Origin of the sequence: Paracoccus xiamenensis (assembly GCF_011308835.1) — a bacterium.
GTDB lineage: Bacteria > Pseudomonadota > Alphaproteobacteria > Rhodobacterales > Rhodobacteraceae > Paracoccus > Paracoccus xiamenensis.
On record NZ_JAAOHY010000001.1, the window covers coordinates 1,322,784 to 1,346,363 of the forward strand.

Below are 23,580 nucleotides of genomic sequence, written 5' to 3' on the forward strand. Positions count from 1 at the left end.
GCGGCACCCGTCGGGCCGCCATCGCGAAAGGCGATTACATCGCGCCTTCGACGGCGTTGGCCAGTTCTTCGGCGGCCGTTGCGCTGTCATATTCGCCGTTGAAATGCGCGGTGATGACGTCATACATCGCGTTTTTCACCGCCGCAGGGTTGGCGTGGCCGTGGCCCATCGACCCCAGCAGCGTGCCGCCTTCGGCTGCGGCGGCAAGGTCTTTCATGCCCTGCTTGGCGCAATCGTCGAAGCCTTCGTCCGACACGTCGGTCCGCGCCGGGACTGAGCCCTTGACCTGGTTGAACGCCGCCTGGAAGGCGGGCGATTCAGCGGCCTTGGCCATTTCGATCTGGGCGGCCTGCGCTTCGGGGCTGTCCTGCTTGAACATGACGAACTGGTCGCTGTTGAAGGTCACCACACCTTCCGTCCCCGGCACACGGAAGCACAGGAAATCGGTGCCCGGCACCTTTTCGGCGCGCAGGAATTCGCCCTTGGCCCAGTCACCCATGATCTGGAAGGCGGCCTCGCCATTGATGACCATGGCCGAGGCCAGGTTCCAGTCGCGACCCGAGAAGTTGTCGTCAACAAAGCCGCGCAGCTGGCCCATCTTGTCGAAAGCCGCGACCATTTCGGGCGAGTTCAGCGCCTCGGGGTCGAGATCGATCATCGACTTCTGATAGAATTCCGGCCCCCCGGACGCCAGCACGGCGCTGTCGAAGATGGTCGCTTCCTGCCAGGGCTGACCGCCATGGGCGAGTGCCACCTTGCCCGCATCCTTCACCGTCTGAAGGGCGGCGATGAATTCGTCCCAATTGGTCGGCTGGGCAATCCCCAGCTCGTCCAGAACGGCCTTGTTGGCCCAGACCCAGTTGGTCGAGTGGACGTTCACCGGCGCGGCAATCCAGTTGCCATTCGGCTTGGAGAATTTCTGGATGGCGGCGGGGATGACGGCGTCCCAGTTCTCGGCCGTCGCGGCCTCGTTCAGGTCGGCCAGAACATCGCCCTGCTCGACCCAGTCGAGAATGTCGAAGCCCAGCATCTGCACGGCGGTCGGCGGGTTGCCCGAGGTGACGCGGGCGCGCAGCGCGGTCATCGCGGCCTCGCCACCGCCACCTGCGACGGGCATGTCGTTCCAGCCGATATCCTTGCCGGCCAGATCCTCCTTCAACACGTTCAACGCCGCAGCCTCGCCGCCGGCGGTCCACCAGTGCAGGACTTCGACGTCCTCGGCCATGGCGACGCTTGCCGTCAGACCCAGCGCCATTGCCGCAGTGGTTGCCAGTTTCAGTTTCAAACGCATGGTTTCCTCCCCTATTGCGTTATGCCTTTATCGCTAACAGCTTGCCCGTTAGCTGTCACGCACCCAGTTTGCCCGTCCGGGTGCGACCCGCAATTGCACTGTTTTCACTTCCAGATATTCCTCCAGCCCATAGCGCCCAAGCTCGCGCCCCTGACCGCTTTCCTTGACGCCGCCAAAGGGCATTTCGGCGAAGCCGTCCATCCAGGTATTGGTCCAGACGGTGCCTGCCTGCACCTTGCGGGCGAAGTTCAGGCAGGTGTGGATATCCGTGCTCCAGACCCCTGCCGACAGGCCGTATGCGGCGTTGTTGGCAAGGGTGATCGCCTCGTCCGCGTCGGTGAAGGTCAGGACCGACAGGACGGGGCCGAAGACTTCCTCTCGCGCGATGGCCATGTCGGGGGTGACGCCGGCGATGACGGTCGGGCCATAGAACTGCCCGCCCATGCCCGGCACCGCCAGATCGGAGCCGCCGATCAACACCTTGGCCCCGGCCTTTTCAGCCTCGCGGACATAGCCGTCGATCTTCTGGCGATGCGCGTCGGAAATGATCGCGCCGACTTGCGTGCGTTCATCCAGCGGGTCGCCGAATGGCACTTTCGCGGACAAGGCCGTCACCTTCGCCAGCAACTCGTCCGCAACGTCCTTATGAACGATGATACGGCTGCCGGAATTGCAGCATTCGCCCGCATTGAAATAGACCCCGAAGGCGATTGCGTCCGCCGCCGCGTCCAGATCTGCGTCGGGGAAAATCACCTGCGGGTTTTTACCGCCGAGTTCGAGCGAGACCTTTTTCAGCGTCCCCGCCGCCGCTTCGACGATCCGCTTGCCCACCCCGGTCGAGCCGGTGAAGCTGACCATATCGACCCGAGGATCGGACGACATGATCGCCCCCACCGGATCCCCGTAGCCCAGAATAATGTTGACGACACCGGCAGGCAGCCCGGCCTCGATCAGCAACTCGCCAAGGATCACCGTGGTCGAGGGCGTCATCTCGGATGGCTTCACCACTGCCGTGCAGCCCGCCGCGAGTGCGAAGGGCAGTTTCTGGCTGACGATCAGGAAGGGGAAATTCCAGGGCGTGATGATCGACGCAACGCCGATCGGTTCCTTCAGCACCACGCCCAGCATATCGGGGCCAAGGCTGTTATGGCTTTCACCGTGCACCGTGCGCGCCAGTGCGGCGGCATAGCGCCACAGATCGGCGGCGCCTTCGATCTCTGCCCGCGCCTGTGCGATGGGTTTGCCGGATTCCAGCACCTCGATCACGGCGATACGTTCGCGTTCGCGGTCGATCAGATCGGCCACCCGGTTCAGGATCGCCGCGCGATCCTTGCCCGAGGACATACGCCACGAGCCTTCATCAAAGGTCTTGCGGGCGGCGGCGATGGCGGCCAGCACCTCGACCTCGCCACCCTTTGCGGACCGGCTGACGACGACGCCATGCGCGGGCGACAGGCGTTCGAATGTCGCGCCGCCCTCGCTGTCCTGCCATTCGCCATTGATCAGGTGACGCCCGGTAAAGGCTTCGGGAAGGGTTGCGCCACTGGCGCCGATTACGGTCATTTCAGTCATGTCATTTCCCCGGAAAGACGGGTTTGCGTTTTTCAGTGAAGGCGGCGACGCCCTCGGCCTTGTCGGCGCTGGCGGCGATCATGCCCGACCCGAGCGCCTCGATCATGGCGTCGCGATCCTCGCCCACGGCAGCGTGGATCATGTATTTTGCCACTTCCGTTGCACGGGGCGAGGTGGTCAGCAGCTTTTCAGCAATTTCCAGCGCTGCGGCGAAGGGCATTTCGGCAAGTTCCGCTACGAAACCGCAGGACAGCGCGCGTTCGGCGCTGATCCGGCGGCCGAAAAGGGCCATTTCCTTCAGCATCGGTTCCGGGATCAGCCGGGCAAGGCGCTGCGTCCCCGACCAGCCCGGCACGATACCAACCTGAGTTTCCGGCAGCGCCAGCGTCGCGTCGGGTGCCATGACGCGAATGTCGCAACAGGCGGCCAGTTCCAGCCCCCCGCCGAAAGCATGCGCATGGATCACCGCGATTGTGGGCTTCGACAGCCGCGCCAACCGGTCGAAAATCCGATGCCCGTCGCGCACCCAATGACGCGAGAAATCGAAGGGCGACAGCGGCGCCCAGGCTTTGATGTCTGCCCCTGCGCAGAAAGCACGCCCGCCCTCTCCCGTCAGGATCACGCAACGGACGGCAGGATCGTTGTCCAGCGTCGCGCAATGGCGTTCCAGCTGGGCCAACATTTCCGGTGTAAACGCGTTCAGCCGCGCCGGGTTGTTCAGCAGCAGCTTGGCGATGCCGCCGTCAATGGTCAGATCCAGCGAGGCACTCATAGCTCCAGCCCCATCGCGCCCTGCGACAACAGCGCCTTGGGCATGGTCGCAGCGCTTTCGGCCACCTGCACCCGGCCCTGCGAGGCTTGCACGATGTCGCGTTCCGCCTCGATCCCCGGCATGATTTCTGTCGCAATCAGCCCCTTGTCGGTCAGCCGCATCACGCAGCGTTCGGTGACATACAGCACCTTCTGGCCCCGGCTCAGCGCCCGCTGGCCAGAGAAGGTGACGTGTTCCACCGCCTCGACCATCTTGGTGAACTTGCCGGGCTTGCGGACGCGCAAGCCGTCCTCGGTCAGGTCCAGATCGGCCCCGGCTTCGAAAAAGCCGGAAAAGACGATCTCGGGCGCGTTGGCGGTAATGTCGACGAACCCGCCGCAACCTGCTGTCAGATAAGGTTTTTTGCCAAGTTTTGAGACGTTAACGTTGCCCTGCACATCAACCTCCAGAAAGGACAGGAAGGACAGATCAAATCCACCGCCCTGAAAATAAGTGAACTGCTGCGGCGAGGGCATATAGGCGTCGGCGTTCGACGCGCAGCCAAAGGCAAAGCCGGTCAGCGGCATGCCACCCACCGCGCCCTGTTCAATGGCCCATGTGACGGCCTCGGGGTGGCCGGCCTCCAGCAGGATGCGGGGGACCATCGCCGAAATCCCAAAACCCAGATTGGCGGTCTGGCCGCGCTTCAGCTCCATCGCGGCGCGGCGCGCGATGACTTTTTCAACGCCGTACTCGGCCAGCGAAAAACTGTCCCACGGCCGCATGATCTGGCCCGAAATCGCCGGGTCATAGTCGGTTTCCGTGGTCTGGCGCTGATCGGGATCCACCACGATCAGATCGACCAGATGGCCGGGCACATGCACGTCATGGGGGCGCAAGGATCCGCGCGCGGTGACGCGCTTGACCTGAGCGATGACCAGCCCGCCATGGTTCTTGGCGGTGATTGCCTGCTCCATGCCGCCAAGATAGGCACCTTCATGTTCATAGGTCAGGTTACCATGTTCATCCGCCGTGGTGGCACGGATGATGGCGACATTGGGGATGATGTTCGGGAAATGCAGCCACGTCTCGCCCGCGAATTCGGTGCGGTGGACGATGGGGTGTTCGGCGGCGCGCTCGTTCATGGCGCAGCCTTCGCGGATCGGGTCGGCAAAGGTGTCCAGCCCCACCTGCGTCAGCACGCCCGGACGGCGCGCGCCCGCGTCGCGGTTCATGTCGAACATGATCCCCGAAGGCACGTTATAGGCCGCGACCCGGTTTTCGACGACCATCTTCCAGATTTCCGGCATTTCAAGCGAGGACGGCCCGGACGGGTAGGACCCGGCCAGAATGCGCGTCAGCAGCCCGTCCTTGGCGATGTGGTCGATGCCCTTGATGCCATACATATCACCCGCCGCGATGGGATGCAGCGTGGTCAGTTTGCGGGGATGGCCTTCGGCATCGAAGCGCGCGCCGATGGCGCGCAGCACCGCATCCGGGCAACCCAACCCCGAGGATGAGGAAACCGAGACGACAGCCCCGTCCGCAATGCGCGAGGCAGCCTCGGCCGCCGTCACAACCTTGGACATTACAGCAGTCCCCCGTAATCCACCGCCGTGCGCTGCCCGCTTGCCGCCGCGCGCGCAACCGCATCGGCCACCGCCAGCGAGGCCACGCCATCGCGCCCATCAGCCGCAGGACGACCCTGCCCCGCCGCCGCCTGACCGAACAGCCGGACAGAGCGGGCGTAAAGATCCTCGGCCTCAAACGTGACGGGGGTGTAGTCCAGCCCGCGACGGATCGAGATTTCACCGATGGGCCGTTGGCTCATCACATCGCGCGCGAAGATCGACCCGGTTGTGCCGTGAAATTCGATCCCGGTGCCGGCATGGGCGTGGGTAAAGCTTTCATGCGTCTGCACCTGCACGCCCGAGGGCATGGACCAGATCGACATCACGCTGTCCTCGACTCCCTGCCCCATATGCTGGCCGGTGGTCATGGCCACGACCTCGACCGGGTTTTCGTCCAGATGGAAGCGGATCGTGTCGGCGTCATGGACAACGATATCCAGAATGACGCCTCCACCCGCGCCTGCATTATCGACTCGCCAGCCCTGCAAGGCCTGCGGCAGGTTCACCGCATGGAAGACCCGCGCGCTGAGGACCTCGCCAATCGCGCCGTCTTTCAGCAAGTCGTGGATCGCGCGGTGGCTGGCGGCATTGCGCAGATGGTGGTTGGTGGCGAAGGTGACGCCAGCTTCCTCGGCCGCGCGGACCATGGCCACGGCATCGGCGACATTCATCGCCAGCGGCTTTTCGCACAGCACATGCTTGCCCGCCGCGATGGCCGCCATGGCCTGCGGAAAATGCTTTTCGTTGGTCGAGGAGATATAGACCGCGTCCAGATCCGGCTGGGCCAGCAACTCGTCAATCGTGGTCGTGGCGAACGCAATGTCGTTTTCCGACGCGAATTTATCGGCATGCGCCTGACCGGAGCTTTGGACGGCCACAACCTCATCCCCGTTGCCGCGGAACGCGCCGATCATTCGGCCGCTCGCAATCGCACTTGCCCCGATCAATCCCCATTTCATCGCAATATCCCCCTCGGATCACAATTTGGACCGTTCCAAATTTGATAAGTAAGCGTTTCGATTCGGTCAAGCACCGTTTCAGTGACTATCGGCGGCGATACGCCTTCTCCAGATGGACAGAAGGATCAGGGCGGCGCTGGCGATGACGAAGCCGCAGGCGATGGGACGTTCCAGAAATACCATCGGATCGCCGCGCGAAATCAGCATGGCGCGGCGCAGGTTCGTCTCGATCAGCGGGCCAAGGACAAAACCCAGCAGCAGCAGCGCCGGGCTGAAGCGGGCTAGCGCCAGCAGGTATCCGACGACGCCCACCACCGCGACGGTGGCGATGTCAAAAGCCGAACCCCGCACCGAATAGACGCCGAGGCAGACAAAAATCAGGATCGCCGGATATAGAAAGCGGAAGGGGATGCGCAGCATGGACACCCAGATCCCGATCAGCGGCAGGTTCAGGATCAGCAGCAACAGGTTGCCAATGCCAAAGCTGACGACCAGCCCCCAGAACATATCCGGGCGTGCGGTCAGCATTTCCGGGCCGGGCTGGATGCCGTGGATCACCAGCGCGCCCAGCATCAGCGCCATGATCGGATCGCCGGGAATGCCCAGCGTCAGCGTCGGCACGAAGGCGGTTATGGCGGCGGCGTTATTCGCGGCCTCGGGCCCGGCGACGCCTTCGACGGCGCCGTTGCCGAAGCGTTCGGGATGGCGGGCGATGCGGCGTTCAAGCGCGTAGGACAGGAAGGATGACAGGGTCGAGCCGGTGCCGGGAAGCGCCCCGAAAAAGCTGCCCAGCCCGGTGCCGCGCAGTGTCGCGCCGGGCATGCGGCGCAGGTCGTCGCGGGTGGGCATCATCTGGCGGAAGGTCACGCGCTCGGGCGCGGCATGGCGTTCGGCATTGCGGATATTGCCGATCACCTCGGCCACGCCGAACAGGCCCATGGCGAGCGCGACTAGATTGATGCCGTCCATCAGCTCGGACTGGCCGAAGGTAAAGCGCTGCGCGCCGGAATTCACATCCGTGCCCACGCAGCCGAGGATCAGCCCCAGCGTGACCATGGCGAAGGCCTTGGCCGGGCGGTCCGAACCAATGGTCGAGGCGGCGACCAGCCCCAGCACCATCATCGCCGCGTAATCGGCGGCGCGGAAGGCGGTGGCCACCTGCGACAGCCACCCCGCCAGCACCACCAGCACCACGATCCCCAGCATCGAACCCGCAAAGGACGACACCATCGACACGAACAGTGCCACCCCTGCCCGGCCCTGCCGCGCCATGGGGTAGCCGTCCAGCGTCGTGACCGCCGATTGCGGCGTGCCGGGCAGACGCAGCAGGATGGACGCCACCGCGCCGCCATATTGCGCGCCGTAATAGACGCCCGCCAGCATCACCAGCGCGGCCTCGGGGCTGATGTAAAAGGTGATCGGCAGCAGCAGCGAGATCGCCGCCATCGCCCCGATCCCCGGCAGGACGCCGATGAAGGTGCCAAGCGTTACGCCAAGCAGGCAATAGATCAGCACATCCGCCTGCAGCGCCACGCCGAAACCGTGGGCAAGGCCTTCCCATGCGGTCATGGCAGCTTCGGGAAGACGGGGATGGACATGCGCAGGCCAAGGATAAAGACAGCCCAGCACAACAGGGTGACGCTGGCCGCCAGCAGGATGCGCCAGCGCCAGCCGTCATGCGGGGCGGGCAGGCTGGCGATCAGGACGGCTGCGAAACAGGCCAGCAGGATGCCAAGGCGGTTCATGCCAAACCCGAAAATCAGGATGGCACCGATGACGGCGCTCGCGTCACCCCATGCAATCTTCGGGCTTTCGGCGGCGCGGTTCCACGCGGGCAGCGCGACCGCCGCACCCAGCACAGCCAAGGCCACGCCTAACACGGTCGGAAAGAACCCTGGCCCCATGGCGCGAAGGCTGCCGAAATCCAGCCGCAGCCCGGCATAAATCGCGACGCCCGCGCCCAGCAGGCCGAGCGCAAGCCCGCCCCAGATATCCGCCCAGTCCCGGTTCATGCGGGCGATTTACTGCGCAGCACCGACCTTGTCGATCACCGCGCCCCACATTTCGGTGTCCTCGGTGATGCGCGCCGCCAGATCCTCGGCCGAACCGCCCGCTGCCTGCCAGCCCATATCCAGCAGCTTCTTTTGCACCTCGGCATCAGACAGAATGGCGTTCACTTCGGTATTCAGGCGTTCGACAATGGCGGGATCGGTGCCAGCGGGGGCGATGAAGGCGTTCCACAGCTCGGCCTTGAAGTCGGCGGGAAGGCCCGCGTTTCCGGCGATCACCGGCACGTCGGGGATCTGCGCGAAGGGCTCGGCCGAGGTCACACCCAGCATCTTCATCTTGCCGCCCGCGACATGCGGCAGCGCGGCAGACGGAGCCATGAAGCCTGCATCGATCTCACCCCCGATGATCGAGGTCGTGACCTCGGCATAGGCGGTGAAGGGGACGTGCAGCATCTCGATCCCGGCGGCGTTGTTGAACAGCTCGGCCGTCAGATGCGCGCCCGACCCCTGCCCGACCGAACCATAGGCCAGTGCACCGGGTTCGGCCTTCGCAAGGTCGATGAAGCTGGCCAGATCAGCGACTTCGGATGTGCCCGACACCGCCAGCACCAAGGGCGAGGTGGCGATCAGCGCCACCGGCTGGATGTCCGTGGCCACATCATAGCCCAAATCCGGCATCATCCGCCCGGCAGTCGTCAGCGGCCCGTTAATGGTGGTGCCGAAGCTGTGCCCGTCATCGGCCGCGGCCAACATCTGCTGCACCCCGATCACCCCGCCCGCACCGGGCTTGTTTTCCACGACGACCGGCTGACCCAGCTTTTCGGCCAGCGGCTCGGTGATGATCCGCGCCAGCAGATCGGGCGAGGAGCCGGCGGGGAAGCCGACGTAGACATGGACCGGCCCGGTCGGCCATTCCTGCGCGAATGCAGGGGTCGTCAGGGCAAACGCTGCGGCCGCTGCAAGCGCCGCGCGGCGGGTAATGGTCGCGCCAACACCTGCAATATTGCCGGTTCCGATCAGTTGCTGCTTCATCCCTGTCCCTCCGAGAACGTCATCCTGAACAGCTCCAAGCGAGTAGATGGGCGGCGCGATTCGGTCAACACGCTTGGCCTTCGCTGCACCTGCCTACGTGGACCGTATATGCGGTTGATCCCCAAATGGATTCGCGGCACAGATCAGCGGTCGACGTGCAGATGGAAGGCACGCCGGGATCGCAGACAATGACTGGAAAGGGACAGCCAACATGACCTGGGATGTGGTGGTAACCGCCAAGGATACCCGCGAGGCAATCGGACTGTTCATCAGCCGCTACAAGCGGATGGGGGCGTCGCGGATATTCATCCATTACGATGATCCTGACCATGTTCACCTTTTCGATGACGAACGGATCGAAATCACCGTCTGCGATGCAGATTATTGGGCCGGTGCCAGGCCGGACGGGCTGGAGCGGCGCCAGAAACACAACGCAACGCTGGCCCGCGCCCGCTCGGGTGCGGATTGGATATTCAGCTGTGATGTCGACGAACACCTGTGGAGCGAGCAGCAGGTCAGCAAATTGCTGGACGCGGTGCCCGAACATGTGCTGTCGGTCTCGGTCCCGCCGGTCGAGGCTGTCTATACTGCCGCCCCGGAAAGTGAAGATGACATCGTTTCCACCCCGTGGTTCAAAGTCCAGGAACGCGACGCCGCAGCGCGCGGTACGTTCTGGACCGAAAAGCTGGGCGATCTGGCCGGTCTAAGCACTGCCGGCTATTGGGGACACACGCATGGCAAATCGTTCACCCGCGTCCGGGGCACCCCCCCGCTGGCGGAAATGCCGCTGCACAATCATGCCGGCCGCACCCCCTTCGCACCGGCCAGGCTGCCGGGGCTTTGGCTGCGCCATTACGATTGCCGCATTCTGGACAGTTGGCGCAAAAAACATGTCGAACGTATTGACGGCACAGTCCGGACGCCCCGGATGGGCAACGAGCGGCGCCAGATCGCTAAGCTGATCCAGCGCGCCTATGCGGCGGATGGCGAAGCAGGCTTGCAGCCGATCTATGAAAGGATGTTCTGCCTTGATCCGGCGACGCTGCAGCTGGCGGCGGAACAGGGCTTCATCCGCCGCTTTCCGCCCGAGGAAGGCGGGCAGGAGCTGCCGGAAGAAGGAAGCTGCCAGACCGGCCTGTGATGCAGGTCCGGTTTCCGGTTCCCAGTCTTACCCGGCCAGAAACCGCACCAGCCATAGCGACATTTCAGGAAAGCCCGCAACGACGGCCAGCCCGACAAGGCTGGCCAGCAGAAAGGGCAGCGCGCCTTTCGCCACGTTCTCGATCGACAGGCGCGTCACGTTGGCGGCGACATACAGGTTGATGCCCACGGGCGGGGTAATCAGCCCGATGGCCAGATTGACCATCAGCAGCACGCCGAACCAGACCGGCGACCAGCCCATTTCGTGGACCACCGGCATGAAGATCGGCAGCGAGATGAACATGACTGTGACCGCATCCATGAACATCCCCGCGATCAGCAGGATCACCATGATGACGATCAGGATTACCGTCTGATTGTCAGAAATGCCAAGCAGCGCGGTTGAATAGCTGCCGACCAGATCCTCGACCGTGACGACCCAGCCGAACAGGCTGGCATAGGCCACAACCAGCATCACCACCGCAGATGACGCGGCGGCATCGGCCAGTGAATCATACAGGCCCCGGACGGTCAGCGTGCGATAGATCAGCCCGCCGACGGCAAGCGCATAGACGGTGGCCACAAGTGCCGCCTCGGTGGGTGTGAAAACGCCGGAATAGATGCCGCCAAGGATGACGACCGGCGTCATCAGCCCCCAAAAGCTGTCCCGGAAGGATTGCCACAGCCGCGCGCCGTAAGGCAGGCCCACATACGGGTCGGGGCTAAGCCGATCCAGCGCCGCGCGCCCCTGCCCGCGTTTCGCAAAAGGCAATACGGCCAGCATCATCAGCCCCATGAACATGCCGGGGATGACGGCGGCAATGAAAAGCTGCGAGATCGAGGTTTCCGCGATCACGCCATAGATCACCAGCCCGATCGAGGGCGGGATGACGATGGAAAAGGCCGCACCCGTCGCGACCAGTCCGGCGGCGAAAGCGCGGCTGTACCCGTCTTCCTCCATCGCGCGGATCAGCATCGGGCCGATGGCCGCGACCGATGCGGGGCCTGACCCGGAAACCGCACCCCAGAACAGGCAGACGACGGTGCCGACGACACCCATCCCACCCGGCAGATTGCCGATCAGCACCCGGAAAAAACGGATCATGCGTTCAGCTATGCCAAGCGACCCCATCAGTGACCCGGCGAGGATGAAGAACGGGATGGCCAGCAGCGAGTATTTGGCGATACCGGCGGCGATCAGGTCACCCGCCAGATCGAAACCAAAGCCGATCACCCACATCGCGTACAGCGCCGACAGCCCCAGCGAAAACGCCACCGGCACGCCGATGGCCATCAGCAAGAAGAAGGCGATGACCATCTGGGTCCCGGCGGGGATCGCGATCAGCTCAGACATCGGGGACCTCGGTCCGGGCGCGGCCCATCAGCACGTCGCGAGCATGTTGCAGATAGCGCAGAATGATCAGCGCGAAACCGAAGGGCACGGCGGCCTGATAATACCAGGCCGGGATTTGCAGGGCATAGGACTTCATGCCGTTGTTCCACAGGTTCACCAGCGCCTGCCACGAAAACCACGCCGACATCGCCAGCAGCAGAACCGACAGCGTCACCGCCAGCAGAAAGACCGCGCGGCGCAGCCTGTGCGGCAGCTTGTCGACCAGCAGCGTGACCGCCAGATGTTCGCCCCGGCGCGCGGCGATGGCGGCGCCAAAGACGGTCAACAGCAGAAAGCCGTTTGTCAGCAATTCCTCGGTCGAGGCCAGCGAGAGATTGGTCAGGTAACGCACGCAGACATTCGCGAACCCGATTGCTGTCATGCCCAGAAAGATCACCGCGCAGATGATCTTTTCGGCCTCGTCGAAGATGAAGCGCATGGCGTCCCCCCGTGATGGCGGACCCGAAGGCCCGCCTTGCCGGTCACTGTGCGGAAGCCACCGCGTCCTGGAAGGATTTCACCAGATCGGGGCCGACCTTTTCGGCCCAGGTATCAAATGCGGGCTTGGTCGCCTCGCGGAAGGCCGCGAGTTCTTCGGGCGAGGGCTCGTGAACCTCCATCCCCTGCTCTTTCAGGAAGGCCACGCCCTTGTCGGTGCCTTCGCGGCTGATCTGGCGCTGGAAGGCCATGGCTTCGGTCGCGGCTTCCTGAAACTTGGCCTGGGTGTCGGCGTCCAGACCTTCCCACTTGGCCTTGGAAATCCCCAGGAACAGCGGGTCATAGGAATAGTGCCAGGTCGTGATGTATTTCTGCATCTCATAGACCTGCTGCGGGATGATGACCGCGCCGATCGGGTTTTCCTGTCCGTCGACCACGCCCTGCTGCAACGCTGTCAGGGTTTCCGACCACTGCATCTGCTGCGGGTTTGCGCCAAGCGCATTCATCACGTCGATATACATCGGCCCGGCCACGCGGACATTCAGGCCCTTCATATCGTCGGGGGATTTGACCGCCTGCTTGTTATTGGTCAGCTCGCGAAAGCCGTTCTCGCCCCAGGCCAGCACCTTGATGCCCTTTTCATCAAGGATCGCTTCCAGCGGCTTGACCGCATCGCCCTGCGTTGTCGCATCGACCTGCGCATAGTTTTCATACATGTAAGGCAATGAGAAAACGGCCATTTCCGGCACCAGCGGCGTTACGTTGATGGCCGAGGTCACGACCAGATCCAGCGCGCCACGCCCGACCATCTCGGCCTGCTTCATCTGGTCGCCGCCCGACAGCTGCGCGTTCGGGAAGACGCGGACGTCATAGGCGCCTTCGGTCTTTTCCGACAGAAGCTCGCCGAACTTTTCGGCACCCTGCTGCCATGTGGTGGTGTCGCCGACATTGTGCGACAGGCGCAGCGTTTCGGCCTGTGCCGAGATCGCCATGATCGCCGAGGCAGCAAGTGCGGCAAAGCTGATGCGGGTGATGGTCATGTCTTCCTCCCTTGATCCGTTCAAGCGGCCGGGATCTGCGCCCGGCCTTCAGGTCACGCGGAACCATGGCCCGAAGGCCGGGCTGCATACAAGGCGTATTTTCGCAATTCCGCCTTAGTTGCCCCGCAGCCGCTCGGCATGCCAGCGGATGTGATCGCCCATGAAACTCTGCACGAAGAAATAGCTGTGGTCATAGCCGTCCTGCAGTCGCATCACCGAAGCCTGACGCCGCGCCGCCATCGCATCCGCAAGCGCCTGCGGGCGCAGCAGGTCATAGAACTGGTCACTGCTGCCCTGGTCTATCAGGATATCGCCCGGAAAGCCGCGCTCCGCCATCAGCAGCGTCGTATCATGGGCGGCCCATTTCGTCCGGTCCTCGCCCAGATAGGCGGTCAACTGTTTGCGGCCCCATTCCGACTCGGTCGGGTTGGCGATGGGCGCAAAGGCCGACACGCTGCGATAGGTGTCGGGCATGGTCATCGCCATGGTCAGCGCGCCATGACCGCCCATCGAATGCCCGGTGATGCCCTGCGCATCGCGCCGCAACGGGAAGGCGTCGAAGACCACGCGAGGCAGATCGCGGGTGACATAGTCCCACATGCGAAAATGCGGCGCCCAAGGCTTTTGCGTCGCATCGACATAAAAGCCCGCGCCCTGCCCCAGATCATAGGCGTCATCATCCGCGACTCCATCGCCCCGCGGCGAGGTGTCCGGGAAGATCAGCGCCATCCCTTCGCGCGCGGCGTGTTCTTGCGCGCCGGCCTTGGTCATGGCGTTTTCATGGGTGCAGGTCAGCCCCGACAGGTACCACAGGACCGGCACCGGCCCGGCTTTGGCTGCGGGCGGCAGATAGACCGCGAAAGTCATGTCGGTGCCCGTGGCTTCTGACGCGTGGCGGTACACGCCTTGCGTGCCGCCGAAGCTGCGGTTTTCGGAAACGGTTTCAAGCGGCATCGGCAGCCCCTTCGGTCAGGTCGTGATACATCACCAGCGCATCGACATAGCCAAGGCTGGGATGCAGAAATGCCCCCGGCAGGCGACCAACGACATCAAAGCCCGCTTTCTTCCAGGAATGCACGGCATCGTCATTGCTGGCGACGACGAAGTTGAACTGCATGGCGCGAAAGCCCTGCCCGCGCGCCCAGTCCTTCGCATGGGCGACCAGCGCCGCCGCAACGCCTTGCCCGCGCGCTGCCGTTGCCGTCGCAAAACTGGCATTGGCCACATGCGACGCCCCGCCGGGACGGTTTCGCCCCACATGGCTGGTGCCGAGCACCACGCCGTCGCGTTCGGCCACGAACACGGTGAAGGGCGACGCAAACCAATCCGCCAGCGCATCCTCGCGGCTGATGTCGCGGTCGATGCAATAGGTCTCGCCCGCGCGGTAAACGGGTTCAAGGATGGCCCAGATGGCACCCTGATCGTCAGCCGTCGCGGGACGCAACTCGACTGTCATCAATACACCACGACCGAGCGAATGGATTCGCCCGAATGCATCAGATCAAAGCCCTTGTTGATGTCGTCGAGGCTGAGCGTATGGGTAATCATCGGGTCGATCTCGATCTTGCCGTCCATGTACCAATCGACGATCTTCGGCACATCCGTCCGGCCGCGAGCACCGCCAAAAGCCGTTCCTTTCCAGATCCTTCCGGTCACAAGCTGGAAAGGCCGGGTGCTGATTTCGGCCCCCGCAGGCGCAACCCCGATCACGACCGAAACGCCCCAGCCGCGATGCGTGCATTCCAGCGCGTCGCGCATCACCTTCACATTGCCGGTACAGTCAAAGCTGTAATCGGCCCCGCCGATCTGGTCGAAGGGGGTTTTCGTCAGGTTGACGATCTCCTGCACGACATTGTCGACATTCTTCGGATTGATGAAATGGGTCATGCCGAAATGTTCGGCCATCGGTTTCTTGTCGTCGTTAAGATCGACCCCGATGATCATGTCGGCACCGGCCAGCCGCAGGCCCTGAATGACGTTCAGCCCGATCCCGCCAAGGCCAAAAACCACCGCCTTTGCGCCAATCTCGACCTTGGCGGTGTTGATGACGGCACCAATGCCCGTCGTCACCCCGCAGCCGATGTAACAGATCTTGTCGAAAGGCGCGTCCTCGCGCACCTTCGCCAGCGCGATTTCCGGCAGCACCGTATGGTTCGCGAAGGTCGAGCAGCCCATGTAGTGGTGGATCGGCGTGCCATCCAGCATGCTGAACCGCGTCGTGCCGTCGGGCATCAGCCCCTGCCCCTGCGTGGCCCGGATCGCCGTGCAGAGGTTCGTCTTGCCCGACAGGCAGGACGCGCATTGCCGACATTCCGGCGTATACAGCGGGATGACGTGATCGCCCGGCTTCAGCGTCGTCACGCCCTCGCCCACTTCCAGCACCACGCCTGCGCCTTCGTGGCCAAGGATCGCGGGGAACAGACCTTCGGGGTCGGCACCCGACAGGGTGAATTCGTCGGTGTGGCAGATGCCGGTGGCCTTGATCTCGACCAGAACCTCGCCGGCTTTCGGGCCGTCCAGGTTGACCTCCATCACTTCCAGCGGCTTTCCGGCTTCAAGGGCGACTGCGGCGCGGGTTCTCATCGGCATCTCCTTTGCTTTGAATCATGTTTTGGACAGCAGGGCGCGCGGGTCAACCCATCTCCGGCCCTGTGGTTCGCCGTTGCCGAACGGGCGGGGCTCTGGCAGGGTTGGCCTGTCTGTTAAAGGGGGGCGCGATGCGCAACGTGGTTTCGGCGGCAATCGCCACGATGTTGATGGGGCTGGCCACGATGGCCGGCGCGCAAACTGTCACCCCGCAGGCGCGGCTTCCCTTGCAAGACGGGTTTGACCTGCCCGGTGGCGATCTGGGGCCGATCTTCAACATCAATCAATCCGCTTGCGTCCAGGCCTGTCTGACCAACGAATCCTGCACGGCGCTGACCTACAACGCCGCCAGCAGGGCCTGCTTCCCCAAGGCAAACCCGGGCGATCCCATCCCCTTCGGCGGCGCGCTGTCGGGCGAGGTGATTCGCACCGACCCGATCACCGCCGCCCGCGCCCGCGACCGTGCCGAGGCCGCGAAGGACTGGCTGTACGAAGGCGACCGCAACCGGGCACTGTCGCAAGCCACGGAACTGGGACAGACCTATCCGGGCTATGGCATGCCGGTCGAGGATCTGCGCAGCTCGGTCGACGCCTGGCGCGGCGCTGACCCGCAGGGCGCGTTGCGTGCGCAGGGCGCAGTCACGGCGCTGACCGATCTTGCCGCCGATTGGGCGACCCTTTCGGCACTGATGACTGCCGCCGCCAAGGACGCCAACAACTCTAGCGCCCTGCGGCAGGCCGCGCTGGATGCCGCCACCAATGCCTGGCTGCGCGATCCCGGCAACGGGGCCGGCAATCTGGCGCTGTGGGCGCAAGCGGCAGAGGAGCTCGGCCGGGGCCGCAACGGCCTGCAGGCGCTGCGCGCCGGACCCGAGGATGCCCCCGCCATCGCCGCGATCATTGACGAATTCGAAGGCCGCTATGGCTTCCGCGTCTCGGATCACATGGTTGCCAGCGACGGACCCGAGCCGCGGCTTTGCATCTTCTTTTCCGAAAACGTGGCCCGCAACGTCGACCTGCGCCCCTTCGTCGGCCTGCCCGACCCGGCGCTGGGGATCGAGACGCAGGGCTCGGACCTGTGCATTACCGGCATGGCGCGCGGTCAGGACATTACCGTGACCATGCGCGCGGGCCTGCCTTCTGCTACGGGCGAAAAGCTGCGTCGCGACGTGGCGACCACGGCCTATATCCCCGACCGCAGCCCTCTCGTGCGCTTTCCCGGCCGGGCCTATGTGCTGCCGGCCTCGGGCGATCTGGGGCTGACCATGTCGACGGTCAACACCGCCGAGGTGGCGCTGACCCTTTACCGCATGTCCGACCGCAATCTGGTTGGCGCGCTGCGTGACGACATGTTCGGAATGCCGCTGGATGGCTGGCGGCAAAGCAGCTTTACCGGCCAGCTGGGCGAAGCGGTCTGGACCGGTTTTGCCACCATCGCCCCGCCTGCAGGCGGCGGCGATCATCCGGTGAATGCCGAGGTCGCGACCCGGCTGGACCTGCGCGATCAGGCAGGCCCGCTGCTGCCCGGCATCTATGCGCTCAGCGCCGCGGTCCCGAATGCCGATCCGGATGTCAGCCCGGCGGCAACGCAATGGTTCATGGTCTCGGATCTGGGCCTGTCCAGCTTTTCGGGCACGGACGGGCTGACGGTCGCCGTGCGCGGCCTGTCCGATGCCGGCGCACGTCCGGGGATCGAGGTGGCGCTGATTTCGCGCGGGAACGCGGTGCTGGGCACGGCGCTGACCGACGATCAGGGCATCGCGCGTTTCGATGCCGGGCTGACGCGCGGACGCGATGCCGCAGCGCCTGCGCTGGTGACAGCCACCCGGATGGAGGGCGAGGACGTCGCCGATCTCAGCTTCCTGTCGCTGACCGACCCGGAATTTGACCTTTCGGATCGCGGGGTCGAGGGCAACCCGCCCGCCCCGCCGGTCGATGTCTTCATGGCACTTGATCGCGGTGCTTACCGGGCCGGCGAAACGGCACATGCCACCATTCTGGCCCGCGACGGGCTTGCCGGTGCCATTGACGGGCTGCCGATGCAGGCCCGCATCATTCGCCCCGACGGCGCAGAGTTTTCCCGTGTCATGCCCGCGCCCGCCGGCGATGGCGGCTATGTGCTGGACTTCGCCATCCCCGCCACCGCCACCCGCGGCGCCTGGCGCATTGACCTGCGGGTCGAGGAGGACGGCCCTGCGCTCGCCTCTGCCCGGATGCTGGTCGAGGATTTCCTGCCCGAGCGTATCGACTTTGCGCTGGAACTGGGCGACGCGCCCCTGCCCCCCTCGGGCCGGGTAACGACCGAGATCGCCGCCCGCTGGCTGTTCGGTGCGCCGGCGGCCGATCTGCCGGTCGAGGGCCAGATGATCCTCAGCCCGGCGCGCAGCCTGCCGGGCTGGGACGGCTATCAGTTCGGCCGCCATGACGACACCCAGTCGCAAAGCGCCGAGATGCTGGCCGGGCGCACCGACGCGGACGGCAATTTCACCGCCAATGTCGACCTGCCCGCCACGATGGCCACCGCCACCCGACCATGGACTGCCGAATTGCGGCTGAACGTGCTGGAAGGCGCAGGTCGCCCGGTCGAGCGTCGCGACGATGCGCTGGTCCTGCCCGCAAAGCTGGCGCTTGGCATCCGGCCAGGATTCGATGGCGGCACCGTACCCGAAGGCAGCGACGCCCCTTTCCAGATCGTCGCCCTTGGCCCCGACCTGACCCCGCAGGCGGGCAGCTTCACCTGGGAACTGAACAAGATCGACACCGATTATCAGTGGTATGCCATCGACGGCGACTGGCAGTGGGAACCGGTGACAAACCGCAGCAGCGCCGGCTCCGGCAGCATCGAGCTTGCCGCAGGCCAGCCCACCACGCTGTCGGTCCCGGTCACCTGGGGCGAGTTCGAGCTGGTGCTGAGGGGCGCCGACGGTTCCGAAAGCTCGGTCCTGTTCGATGCCGGCTGGGGCGCAGTTTCGGCCTCGCAAGACACGCCCGACCGGCTGCGCGTCACGCTGGATAAGCCCGCCTATCGTCCTGGCGAGACCGCAACCGTCACCTTTGAGGCACCCGCCGATGGCGCGGCGCTGATTTCGGTCATATCGAACCGGCTGATCGCGCTGGAAACCGTTGCCACCTCGGCGGGCACCAATAGCGTCGAGCTGCCGGTCACCGACGACTGGGGTGCCGGCGTCTATGTCGCGGTCAGCGCCATCCGCCCGGTAGGCACCGACGCCGGCCATGCGCCGGTGCGCGGCCTTGGCCTTGTACCCGCCGCCGTCGATCCCGGCGCCAAACTGCTGCAAGCCTCGCTTGAAGCCCCGGCCGAAACCGATCCCCGACAGGACGCGCAGGTTACCTTGCGCGTTGCGGGGGCCGAGCCGGGCGAGACGGTTCACGCCACCATCTGGGCCGTCGATCAGGGCATCCTGAACCTGACCGGCTATGAGCCACCTTCAGCCAGCGACCATTATTTCGGCCAGCGTCGGCTGGGCGTTGGGCTGCGCGATTTGTATGGACGGCTGATCCTCGCCTCGGGCGCAGCCGACGGGGCGATCCGCTCGGGCGGGGATGCTTCGGGGCCTGGCACGACCGCGCCACCGCCGACCGAAAAGCTGATGGCCTGGTTCTCGGGTCCGGTCACGCTGGGGGCGGATGGGACCGCCACGGTCGCCGTGCCGCTGCCCGATTTCAACGGCGAGGTGCGGCTGATCGCGCTTGCCTGGTCGAAAACCGGGGTCGGTCAGGCCGATATGACCATGCTTGTGCGCGACCCGGTGGTGATGACCGTCACCGCGCCGCCCTTCCTCGCGCCCGGCGATCAGGCGCGGGCGGAAATCGCGCTGACCCATGTCTCCGGCCCCGCCGGAGATGTCGGCCTCAGCGTGGCGCCCGAAGGTGGTACGGTGACGCTGGCCACGGCGGACCTGCCCGCCTCGGTTCCGCTGGCCGAGGGAGAGCGCAAGCCGCTGACGCTGCTGGTGACTGCGCCCCAGACCGAAGGCGCGGCGGGGCTGCGGGTCGCGGCCACCCTGCCCGATGGCCGCACGGTCACAAAGGATCTGCAAATCCCGGTGCTGCGGCTGGATCAGCCGGTCACCCGCGCGCTGCGGATGACGCTGGAACCGGGTGCCTCGGTCACGCCGGATCTTGCTGCCCTTGGCGCCTTCGCGCCGGGGTCGGGGCGGCTGACAATGTCGGTGGGCGCCTATGCGCTGCTGGATATTCCCGCCGCGCTGACGCTGCTGCGCGATTTCGACTATGGCTGCACCGAACAGATCACCTCGGCCGCCATGCCGCAGCTTTACGCCGCCGGGCTGATGCCCGAGGACGCACCGACTTTGCCCGGCGATCCGCCCCGCACCATCGAGTCCGCGATCACCCAGATCCTGACCCGCCAGACCCCCGAAGGCGGTTTCGGATTGTGGAGCGCGCAGGGCGCCGAGCCCTGGCTGAACGCCTATGTCACCGACTTCCTGTCGCGGGCGCGCCAGTCCGGCCATGCGGTGCCAGAGACGAATTTCCGCCGCGCGCTGACCAGCCTGCAAAACTACCTCAACGCGTCGTCGGATCCGCAATACGCCTCGGCGGATGAGGCCGCGGCCATGGCCTATTCGGCCTATGTGCTGGCGCGCGAACGTTCGGCGGTGGTCAGCGACCTGCGCTATTACGCCGATATGGGCAGCGAAAGCTTTGCCACCCCGATGGCGGCGGCGCAGCTGGGTGCCGCCCTTGCCTTCCTGGGTGATCAGCCCCGCGCCGACCGCATGTTCGGCCGCGCTGTCACGCTGATTGTCGCCCAGGCCGATCCGCAGGGCCTCCGCCGCGACTTCGGCACCTCCTTGCGCGACCGCGCCGCCGTGCTGGCGCTGGCGGCCGAGGCCGGATCGCAGCGGGTCGACCGCGACACCCTCGCCGCCGCCATCGCCCGCGACATCGCCAGCCGCAGCTATGGCCTGTCCACTCAGGAAGCGCTGTGGACGGTCATGGCCGGTCAGGCGCTGGTATCGGGCAGCGATCCGGCTCAAGGCGTGACCTTGGGCGGCGCGCCGCTGCCCGGACCGGTCGCCGATCTGGGCGACGCCGCCACGCCCATCGCGCAGCCGCTTGGAAATTCCAGCGGCAGTCCTGTCGATGTCACTCTGTCCGTCACGGCCATCCCGACTGATCCCGTCGCGGCCGGCGGCACCGCCTATCAGATCACCCGGCGCTATTTCACGCCGGAAGGCCAACCGGTCGATCCGTCGCTGGTCGCGCAAGGGCAGCGCATGGTCGCAGTGCTGGAGGTGACGGCCTTCAACGAGGGGCAGGATGGCCGCCTGATCATCACCGATCCGCTGCCCGCGGGGTTCGAGATCGACAACCCGAACCTGATCGCTGCGGGCGAACTGTCGGGCCTCGACTGGCTGCAAGGCGACACCCAGACCGAAATGACCGAGTTCCGCAGCGACCGCTTCGCGGCCTCGGTCGAATTCGGCGGCGAGGGCACGCTGCAACTGGCTTACCGGTTGCGGGCGGTGACGCCGGGCAGCTTCCACCACCCGGCAGCTTCGGTCGCCGACTTCTACCGTGCCGAACGGCGCGGCTGGACCGAGAGCGGTGTCGTCATCGTCGCGCCCTGATCCTGCCCGCAAGGCAGGCCGCCGGCTGATCGCGCTTGCCGCGGCACTTGGCCTGCTGGCGGCCGCGGCGGATCTGGGCCGCGACGCCTTTGGGCTCTGGCTGGACGCGACACCGTTGCCGCCTTTGGCGGTGCCGACCGGAACCGAGGTTCTGGCCCGCGATGGCAGCCTGCTGCGTGCCTTTCAGGTGGGCGACGGGTTATGGCGTCTTTCGCCGCCTGCCGATGGCGTCGATCCGCGCTTTCTGCAGATGCTGGTCGCTTGGGAGGACCGCCGATTTTCCGATCACGACGGGGTGGACCGCCGCGCCGTGATCCGCGCCGCCGCTCAGGCAGTCTGGAACCGGCGGATCGTGTCGGGGGCCTCGACCCTGTCGATGCAAACGGCGCGGCTTTTGGAACGCGGGCCCACCGCCGACTGGGGCGCCAAGCTGCGCCAGGCCCGGCTGGCCATGGCGCTGGAACGGCGCATCGGCAAGGACGGGATCATGACGCTGTATCTGCGTCTGGCCCCTTACGGCGGCAACACCGAAGGGGTGCGGGCGGCTGCGCTGATGTGGTTCGGCAAGGAACCGACCCGCCTGACCCCGGCGGAATCGGCGCTGCTGGTGGCCCTGCCTCAGGCGCCCGAGCTGCGCCGCCCGGACATCCCGGCCCGGCGCGAAGCCGCCCGCGTCGCCCGCGACCGCGTCATCGACCGTGCGCAGGCGGTGGGCATCCTTGACGCTCAGGCCGCCGATCTGGCCCGCGCCACGCCGCTGCCCACCGCACGCCGCGCTTTCCCGGCCCATGCGGCCCTGCTGGCCGAACGGCTGCGGCGGGAACATCCCGGTGCGGCCCGGATCGAAACCACCATCGACCCACATCTGCAACGCGCCGCCGAAACACTGGTCGCCCGCGCCACCGCCGGCCAGTCCGAACGCGTCTCGACCGCCGCCCTGCTGGCAGACCATACCACCGGCGAAATCCTCGCCTCGGTCGGGACGGCTGATTTCGGCGCCACTCCGCGGGCCGGCTTCGTCGACATGACCCGCGCGCTGCGCTCGCCCGGGTCGACGCTGAAACCCTTCGTCTATGCATTGGGCTTCGATGACGGGCTGATCCATCCCGACACCCTGATCGAGGACCGCCCCGCCGTCTTCGGTCGCTGGCAGCCGGAAAACTTCGACCGCCGGTTCCGCGGCACCGTCACCATCCGAGAGGCGCTGCGCCAATCGCTGAACGTCCCCGTCGTCCGCGTGGCCGAGGCACTTGGCCCGGCCCGCGTCATGGCCGGGCTGCGCCGGGCCGGAATGCGCGTCGAAGCCCAGGGCGCGACGCCCGGCCTCGCAGTGGTGCTGGGCGGGGCGGGCGTGTCCTTGCACGATCTGGTCGCAGGCTATGCGGCGCTGGCGCAAGGCGGCCGCGCGGTGCTGCTGCACGACACGCCACTGCAGGTGCAGCCCCCGCAGCCCGCCCGCCTGATCAGCGCAGCCTCCGCCTGGCAGGTGGCAGACATCTTGGCGCAGATCCCTGCGCCCGAGGGGCGCAGTCCCGGCCGTATCGCCTATAAGACCGGCACCAGCTATGGCCATCGCGACGCGTTGTCGGTGGGCTTCGACGGGCAATTCGTGGCCGGCGTCTGGCTGGGCAGACCAGACGGCACGCCGGTACCGGGTGCATTCGGCGGCCAGGTCGCCGCCCCCTTGCTGTTCGACCTGTTCGACGCGCTCGGACCTCGTGACCGACCGCTGCCCCCGCCACCGCCCGAAACCGTGATCGCCGCCAACCCGCAGTTGCCGCCACCACTGCGCCGATTTACCCCGAAGGGCAGCGCCAGCCCTGCCCCCGCGCGACCCGGAGCCCCCATCACCGCGCCCGAGGATCCGCTGGTCATCGTCTTCCCCCCCGACGGTGCCGAACTGGAACTCGCCGGCTCCACCATCCCCGTACGGCTGCGCGGCGGCGTGCCGCCTTATACCTGGTTGCTGAACGGCGCCCCGGCGGTGATCGCCACCCGCGACCCAGTGACGCGGCTGACCAGCAGCCCCGGCATGTCCGAACTGTCGGTCACCGACGCCGCCGGCACCACCCGGCGCGCCCGTCTGCGCATGATCCTGCCGTGAACCCGTCAAATCCCCGTGA

The 23,580-nt window shown here is 65.8% G+C and carries 17 protein-coding genes; 3 read left to right on the plus strand and 14 right to left on the minus strand.

The features are described from left to right. Nucleotides 1–34 precede the first annotated feature (34 nt). From G7044_RS06465 to G7044_RS06500, 8 genes are all read right to left on the minus strand, one after another. A complete protein-coding gene (locus G7044_RS06465) occupies nt 35–1,291 on the minus strand; it encodes an ABC transporter substrate-binding protein (protein ID WP_166327088.1) in 1,257 nt (418 codons plus the stop codon). Nucleotides 1,292–1,339: 48 nt separating this feature from the next. After that, nucleotides 1,340–2,863, minus strand: coding sequence for an aldehyde dehydrogenase family protein (locus G7044_RS06470; RefSeq protein ID WP_166327090.1), 1,524 nt, complete (start codon nt 2,861–2,863; stop codon nt 1,340–1,342). A gap of 1 nt (nt 2,864) precedes the next feature. After that, nucleotides 2,865–3,635 carry an enoyl-CoA hydratase/isomerase family protein gene (locus G7044_RS06475; protein ID WP_166327092.1) on the minus strand — a complete coding sequence of 257 codons (771 nt, stop codon included), beginning with the start codon at nt 3,633–3,635 and terminating at the stop codon, nt 2,865–2,867. After that, nucleotides 3,632–5,203 carry an acyl CoA:acetate/3-ketoacid CoA transferase gene (locus G7044_RS06480; RefSeq protein ID WP_166327094.1) on the minus strand — a complete coding sequence of 524 codons (1,572 nt, stop codon included), beginning with the start codon at nt 5,201–5,203 and terminating at the stop codon, nt 3,632–3,634. Before G7044_RS06480 ends, G7044_RS06475 begins: the two co-directional genes overlap by 4 nt. Beyond that, complete coding sequence (locus G7044_RS06485; RefSeq protein WP_166327096.1) at nt 5,203–6,204, minus strand: Gfo/Idh/MocA family protein; 1,002 nt, start codon at nt 6,202–6,204, stop codon at nt 5,203–5,205. Before G7044_RS06485 ends, G7044_RS06480 begins: the two co-directional genes overlap by 1 nt. Nucleotides 6,205–6,282: 78 nt before the next feature. Continuing rightward, nucleotides 6,283–7,773, minus strand: a complete 1,491-nt coding sequence (locus tag G7044_RS06490) for a tripartite tricarboxylate transporter permease (RefSeq protein ID WP_166327098.1) — start codon at nt 7,771–7,773, stop codon at nt 6,283–6,285. Then, nucleotides 7,770–8,216 (minus strand): tripartite tricarboxylate transporter TctB family protein, encoded by a 447-nt coding sequence (locus tag G7044_RS06495; RefSeq protein ID WP_166327100.1) that lies wholly within the window; start codon nt 8,214–8,216, stop codon nt 7,770–7,772. Before G7044_RS06495 ends, G7044_RS06490 begins: the two co-directional genes overlap by 4 nt. Nucleotides 8,217–8,225: 9 nt before the next feature. After that, entirely contained in the window at nt 8,226–9,245 is a 1,020-nt protein-coding gene (locus G7044_RS06500) for a Bug family tripartite tricarboxylate transporter substrate binding protein (protein ID WP_166327102.1), read from the minus strand. A gap of 211 nt (nt 9,246–9,456) precedes the next feature. Here G7044_RS06500 and G7044_RS06505 point away from each other — a divergent pair, with 211 nt between their 5' ends. Next, on the plus strand, nt 9,457–10,386 hold the full coding sequence (locus tag G7044_RS06505) for a glycosyltransferase family 2 protein (protein ID WP_166327104.1): 930 nt from the start codon (nt 9,457–9,459) through the stop codon (nt 10,384–10,386). 27 nt (nt 10,387–10,413) lie between these two features. Here G7044_RS06505 and G7044_RS06510 read toward each other — a convergent pair whose 3' ends face one another. From G7044_RS06510 to G7044_RS06535, 6 genes are all read right to left on the minus strand, one after another. Further along, entirely contained in the window at nt 10,414–11,739 is a 1,326-nt protein-coding gene (locus G7044_RS06510; protein ID WP_166327106.1) for a TRAP transporter large permease, read from the minus strand. Then, the gene (locus tag G7044_RS06515) at nt 11,732–12,217 is read right to left on the minus strand and encodes a TRAP transporter small permease (protein ID WP_166327108.1); all 486 of its coding nucleotides are present in this window, start codon (nt 12,215–12,217) and stop codon (nt 11,732–11,734) included. The genes G7044_RS06510 and G7044_RS06515 overlap by 8 nt, the downstream gene beginning before the upstream one ends. 43 nt (nt 12,218–12,260) lie before the next feature. Next, nucleotides 12,261–13,256, minus strand: a complete 996-nt coding sequence (locus G7044_RS06520) for a DctP family TRAP transporter solute-binding subunit (RefSeq protein ID WP_166327110.1) — start codon at nt 13,254–13,256, stop codon at nt 12,261–12,263. Nucleotides 13,257–13,370: 114 nt separating this feature from the next. Beyond that, nucleotides 13,371–14,210, minus strand: a complete 840-nt coding sequence (fghA, locus tag G7044_RS06525; RefSeq protein WP_407947382.1) for an S-formylglutathione hydrolase — start codon at nt 14,208–14,210, stop codon at nt 13,371–13,373. Continuing rightward, entirely contained in the window at nt 14,200–14,712 is a 513-nt protein-coding gene (locus tag G7044_RS06530; protein WP_166327112.1) for a GNAT family N-acetyltransferase, read from the minus strand. Before G7044_RS06530 ends, fghA begins: the two co-directional genes overlap by 11 nt. Further along, nucleotides 14,712–15,839 carry an S-(hydroxymethyl)glutathione dehydrogenase/class III alcohol dehydrogenase gene (locus tag G7044_RS06535; protein ID WP_166327114.1) on the minus strand — a complete coding sequence of 376 codons (1,128 nt, stop codon included), beginning with the start codon at nt 15,837–15,839 and terminating at the stop codon, nt 14,712–14,714. The genes G7044_RS06530 and G7044_RS06535 overlap by 1 nt, the downstream gene beginning before the upstream one ends. Before the next feature lie 134 nt (nt 15,840–15,973). On the opposite strand from G7044_RS06535, the gene G7044_RS06540 reads away from it, so the two are divergent. Beyond that, nucleotides 15,974–21,457, plus strand: a complete 5,484-nt coding sequence (locus G7044_RS06540; protein ID WP_166327116.1) for an alpha-2-macroglobulin family protein — start codon at nt 15,974–15,976, stop codon at nt 21,455–21,457. Then, nucleotides 21,435–23,561: a penicillin-binding protein 1C gene (gene pbpC, locus G7044_RS06545; RefSeq protein ID WP_328803818.1), complete on the plus strand. Its 2,127-nt coding sequence runs from the start codon at nt 21,435–21,437 to the stop codon at nt 23,559–23,561. The genes G7044_RS06540 and pbpC overlap by 23 nt, the downstream gene beginning before the upstream one ends. Nucleotides 23,562–23,580 lie beyond the last annotated feature (19 nt).

Coding starts and splice junctions, on each gene's coding strand:
- G7044_RS06470 (WP_166327090.1), bottom strand. CDS start 2,863: ATGACTGAAATGACCGTAATCGGCGCCAGTGGCGCAACCCTTCCCGAA.
- G7044_RS06535 (WP_166327114.1), bottom strand. CDS start 15,839: ATGAGAACCCGCGCCGCAGTCGCCCTTGAAGCCGGAAAGCCGCTGGAA.
- G7044_RS06490 (WP_166327098.1), bottom strand. CDS start 7,773: ATGACCGCATGGGAAGGCCTTGCCCACGGTTTCGGCGTGGCGCTGCAG.
- G7044_RS06480 (WP_166327094.1), bottom strand. CDS start 5,203: ATGTCCAAGGTTGTGACGGCGGCCGAGGCTGCCTCGCGCATTGCGGAC.
- G7044_RS06505 (WP_166327104.1), top strand. CDS start 9,457: ATGACCTGGGATGTGGTGGTAACCGCCAAGGATACCCGCGAGGCAATC.
- G7044_RS06540 (WP_166327116.1), top strand. CDS start 15,974: ATGCGCAACGTGGTTTCGGCGGCAATCGCCACGATGTTGATGGGGCTG.
- G7044_RS06510 (WP_166327106.1), bottom strand. CDS start 11,739: ATGTCTGAGCTGATCGCGATCCCCGCCGGGACCCAGATGGTCATCGCC.
- G7044_RS06515 (WP_166327108.1), bottom strand. CDS start 12,217: ATGCGCTTCATCTTCGACGAGGCCGAAAAGATCATCTGCGCGGTGATC.
- G7044_RS06475 (WP_166327092.1), bottom strand. CDS start 3,635: ATGAGTGCCTCGCTGGATCTGACCATTGACGGCGGCATCGCCAAGCTG.
- G7044_RS06485 (WP_166327096.1), bottom strand. CDS start 6,204: ATGAAATGGGGATTGATCGGGGCAAGTGCGATTGCGAGCGGCCGAATG.
- G7044_RS06520 (WP_166327110.1), bottom strand. CDS start 13,256: ATGACCATCACCCGCATCAGCTTTGCCGCACTTGCTGCCTCGGCGATC.
- fghA (WP_407947382.1), bottom strand. CDS start 14,210: ATGCCGCTTGAAACCGTTTCCGAAAACCGCAGCTTCGGCGGCACGCAA.
- G7044_RS06465 (WP_166327088.1), bottom strand. CDS start 1,291: ATGCGTTTGAAACTGAAACTGGCAACCACTGCGGCAATGGCGCTGGGT.
- G7044_RS06500 (WP_166327102.1), bottom strand. CDS start 9,245: ATGAAGCAGCAACTGATCGGAACCGGCAATATTGCAGGTGTTGGCGCG.
- G7044_RS06495 (WP_166327100.1), bottom strand. CDS start 8,216: ATGAACCGGGACTGGGCGGATATCTGGGGCGGGCTTGCGCTCGGCCTG.
- G7044_RS06530 (WP_166327112.1), bottom strand. CDS start 14,712: ATGACAGTCGAGTTGCGTCCCGCGACGGCTGACGATCAGGGTGCCATC.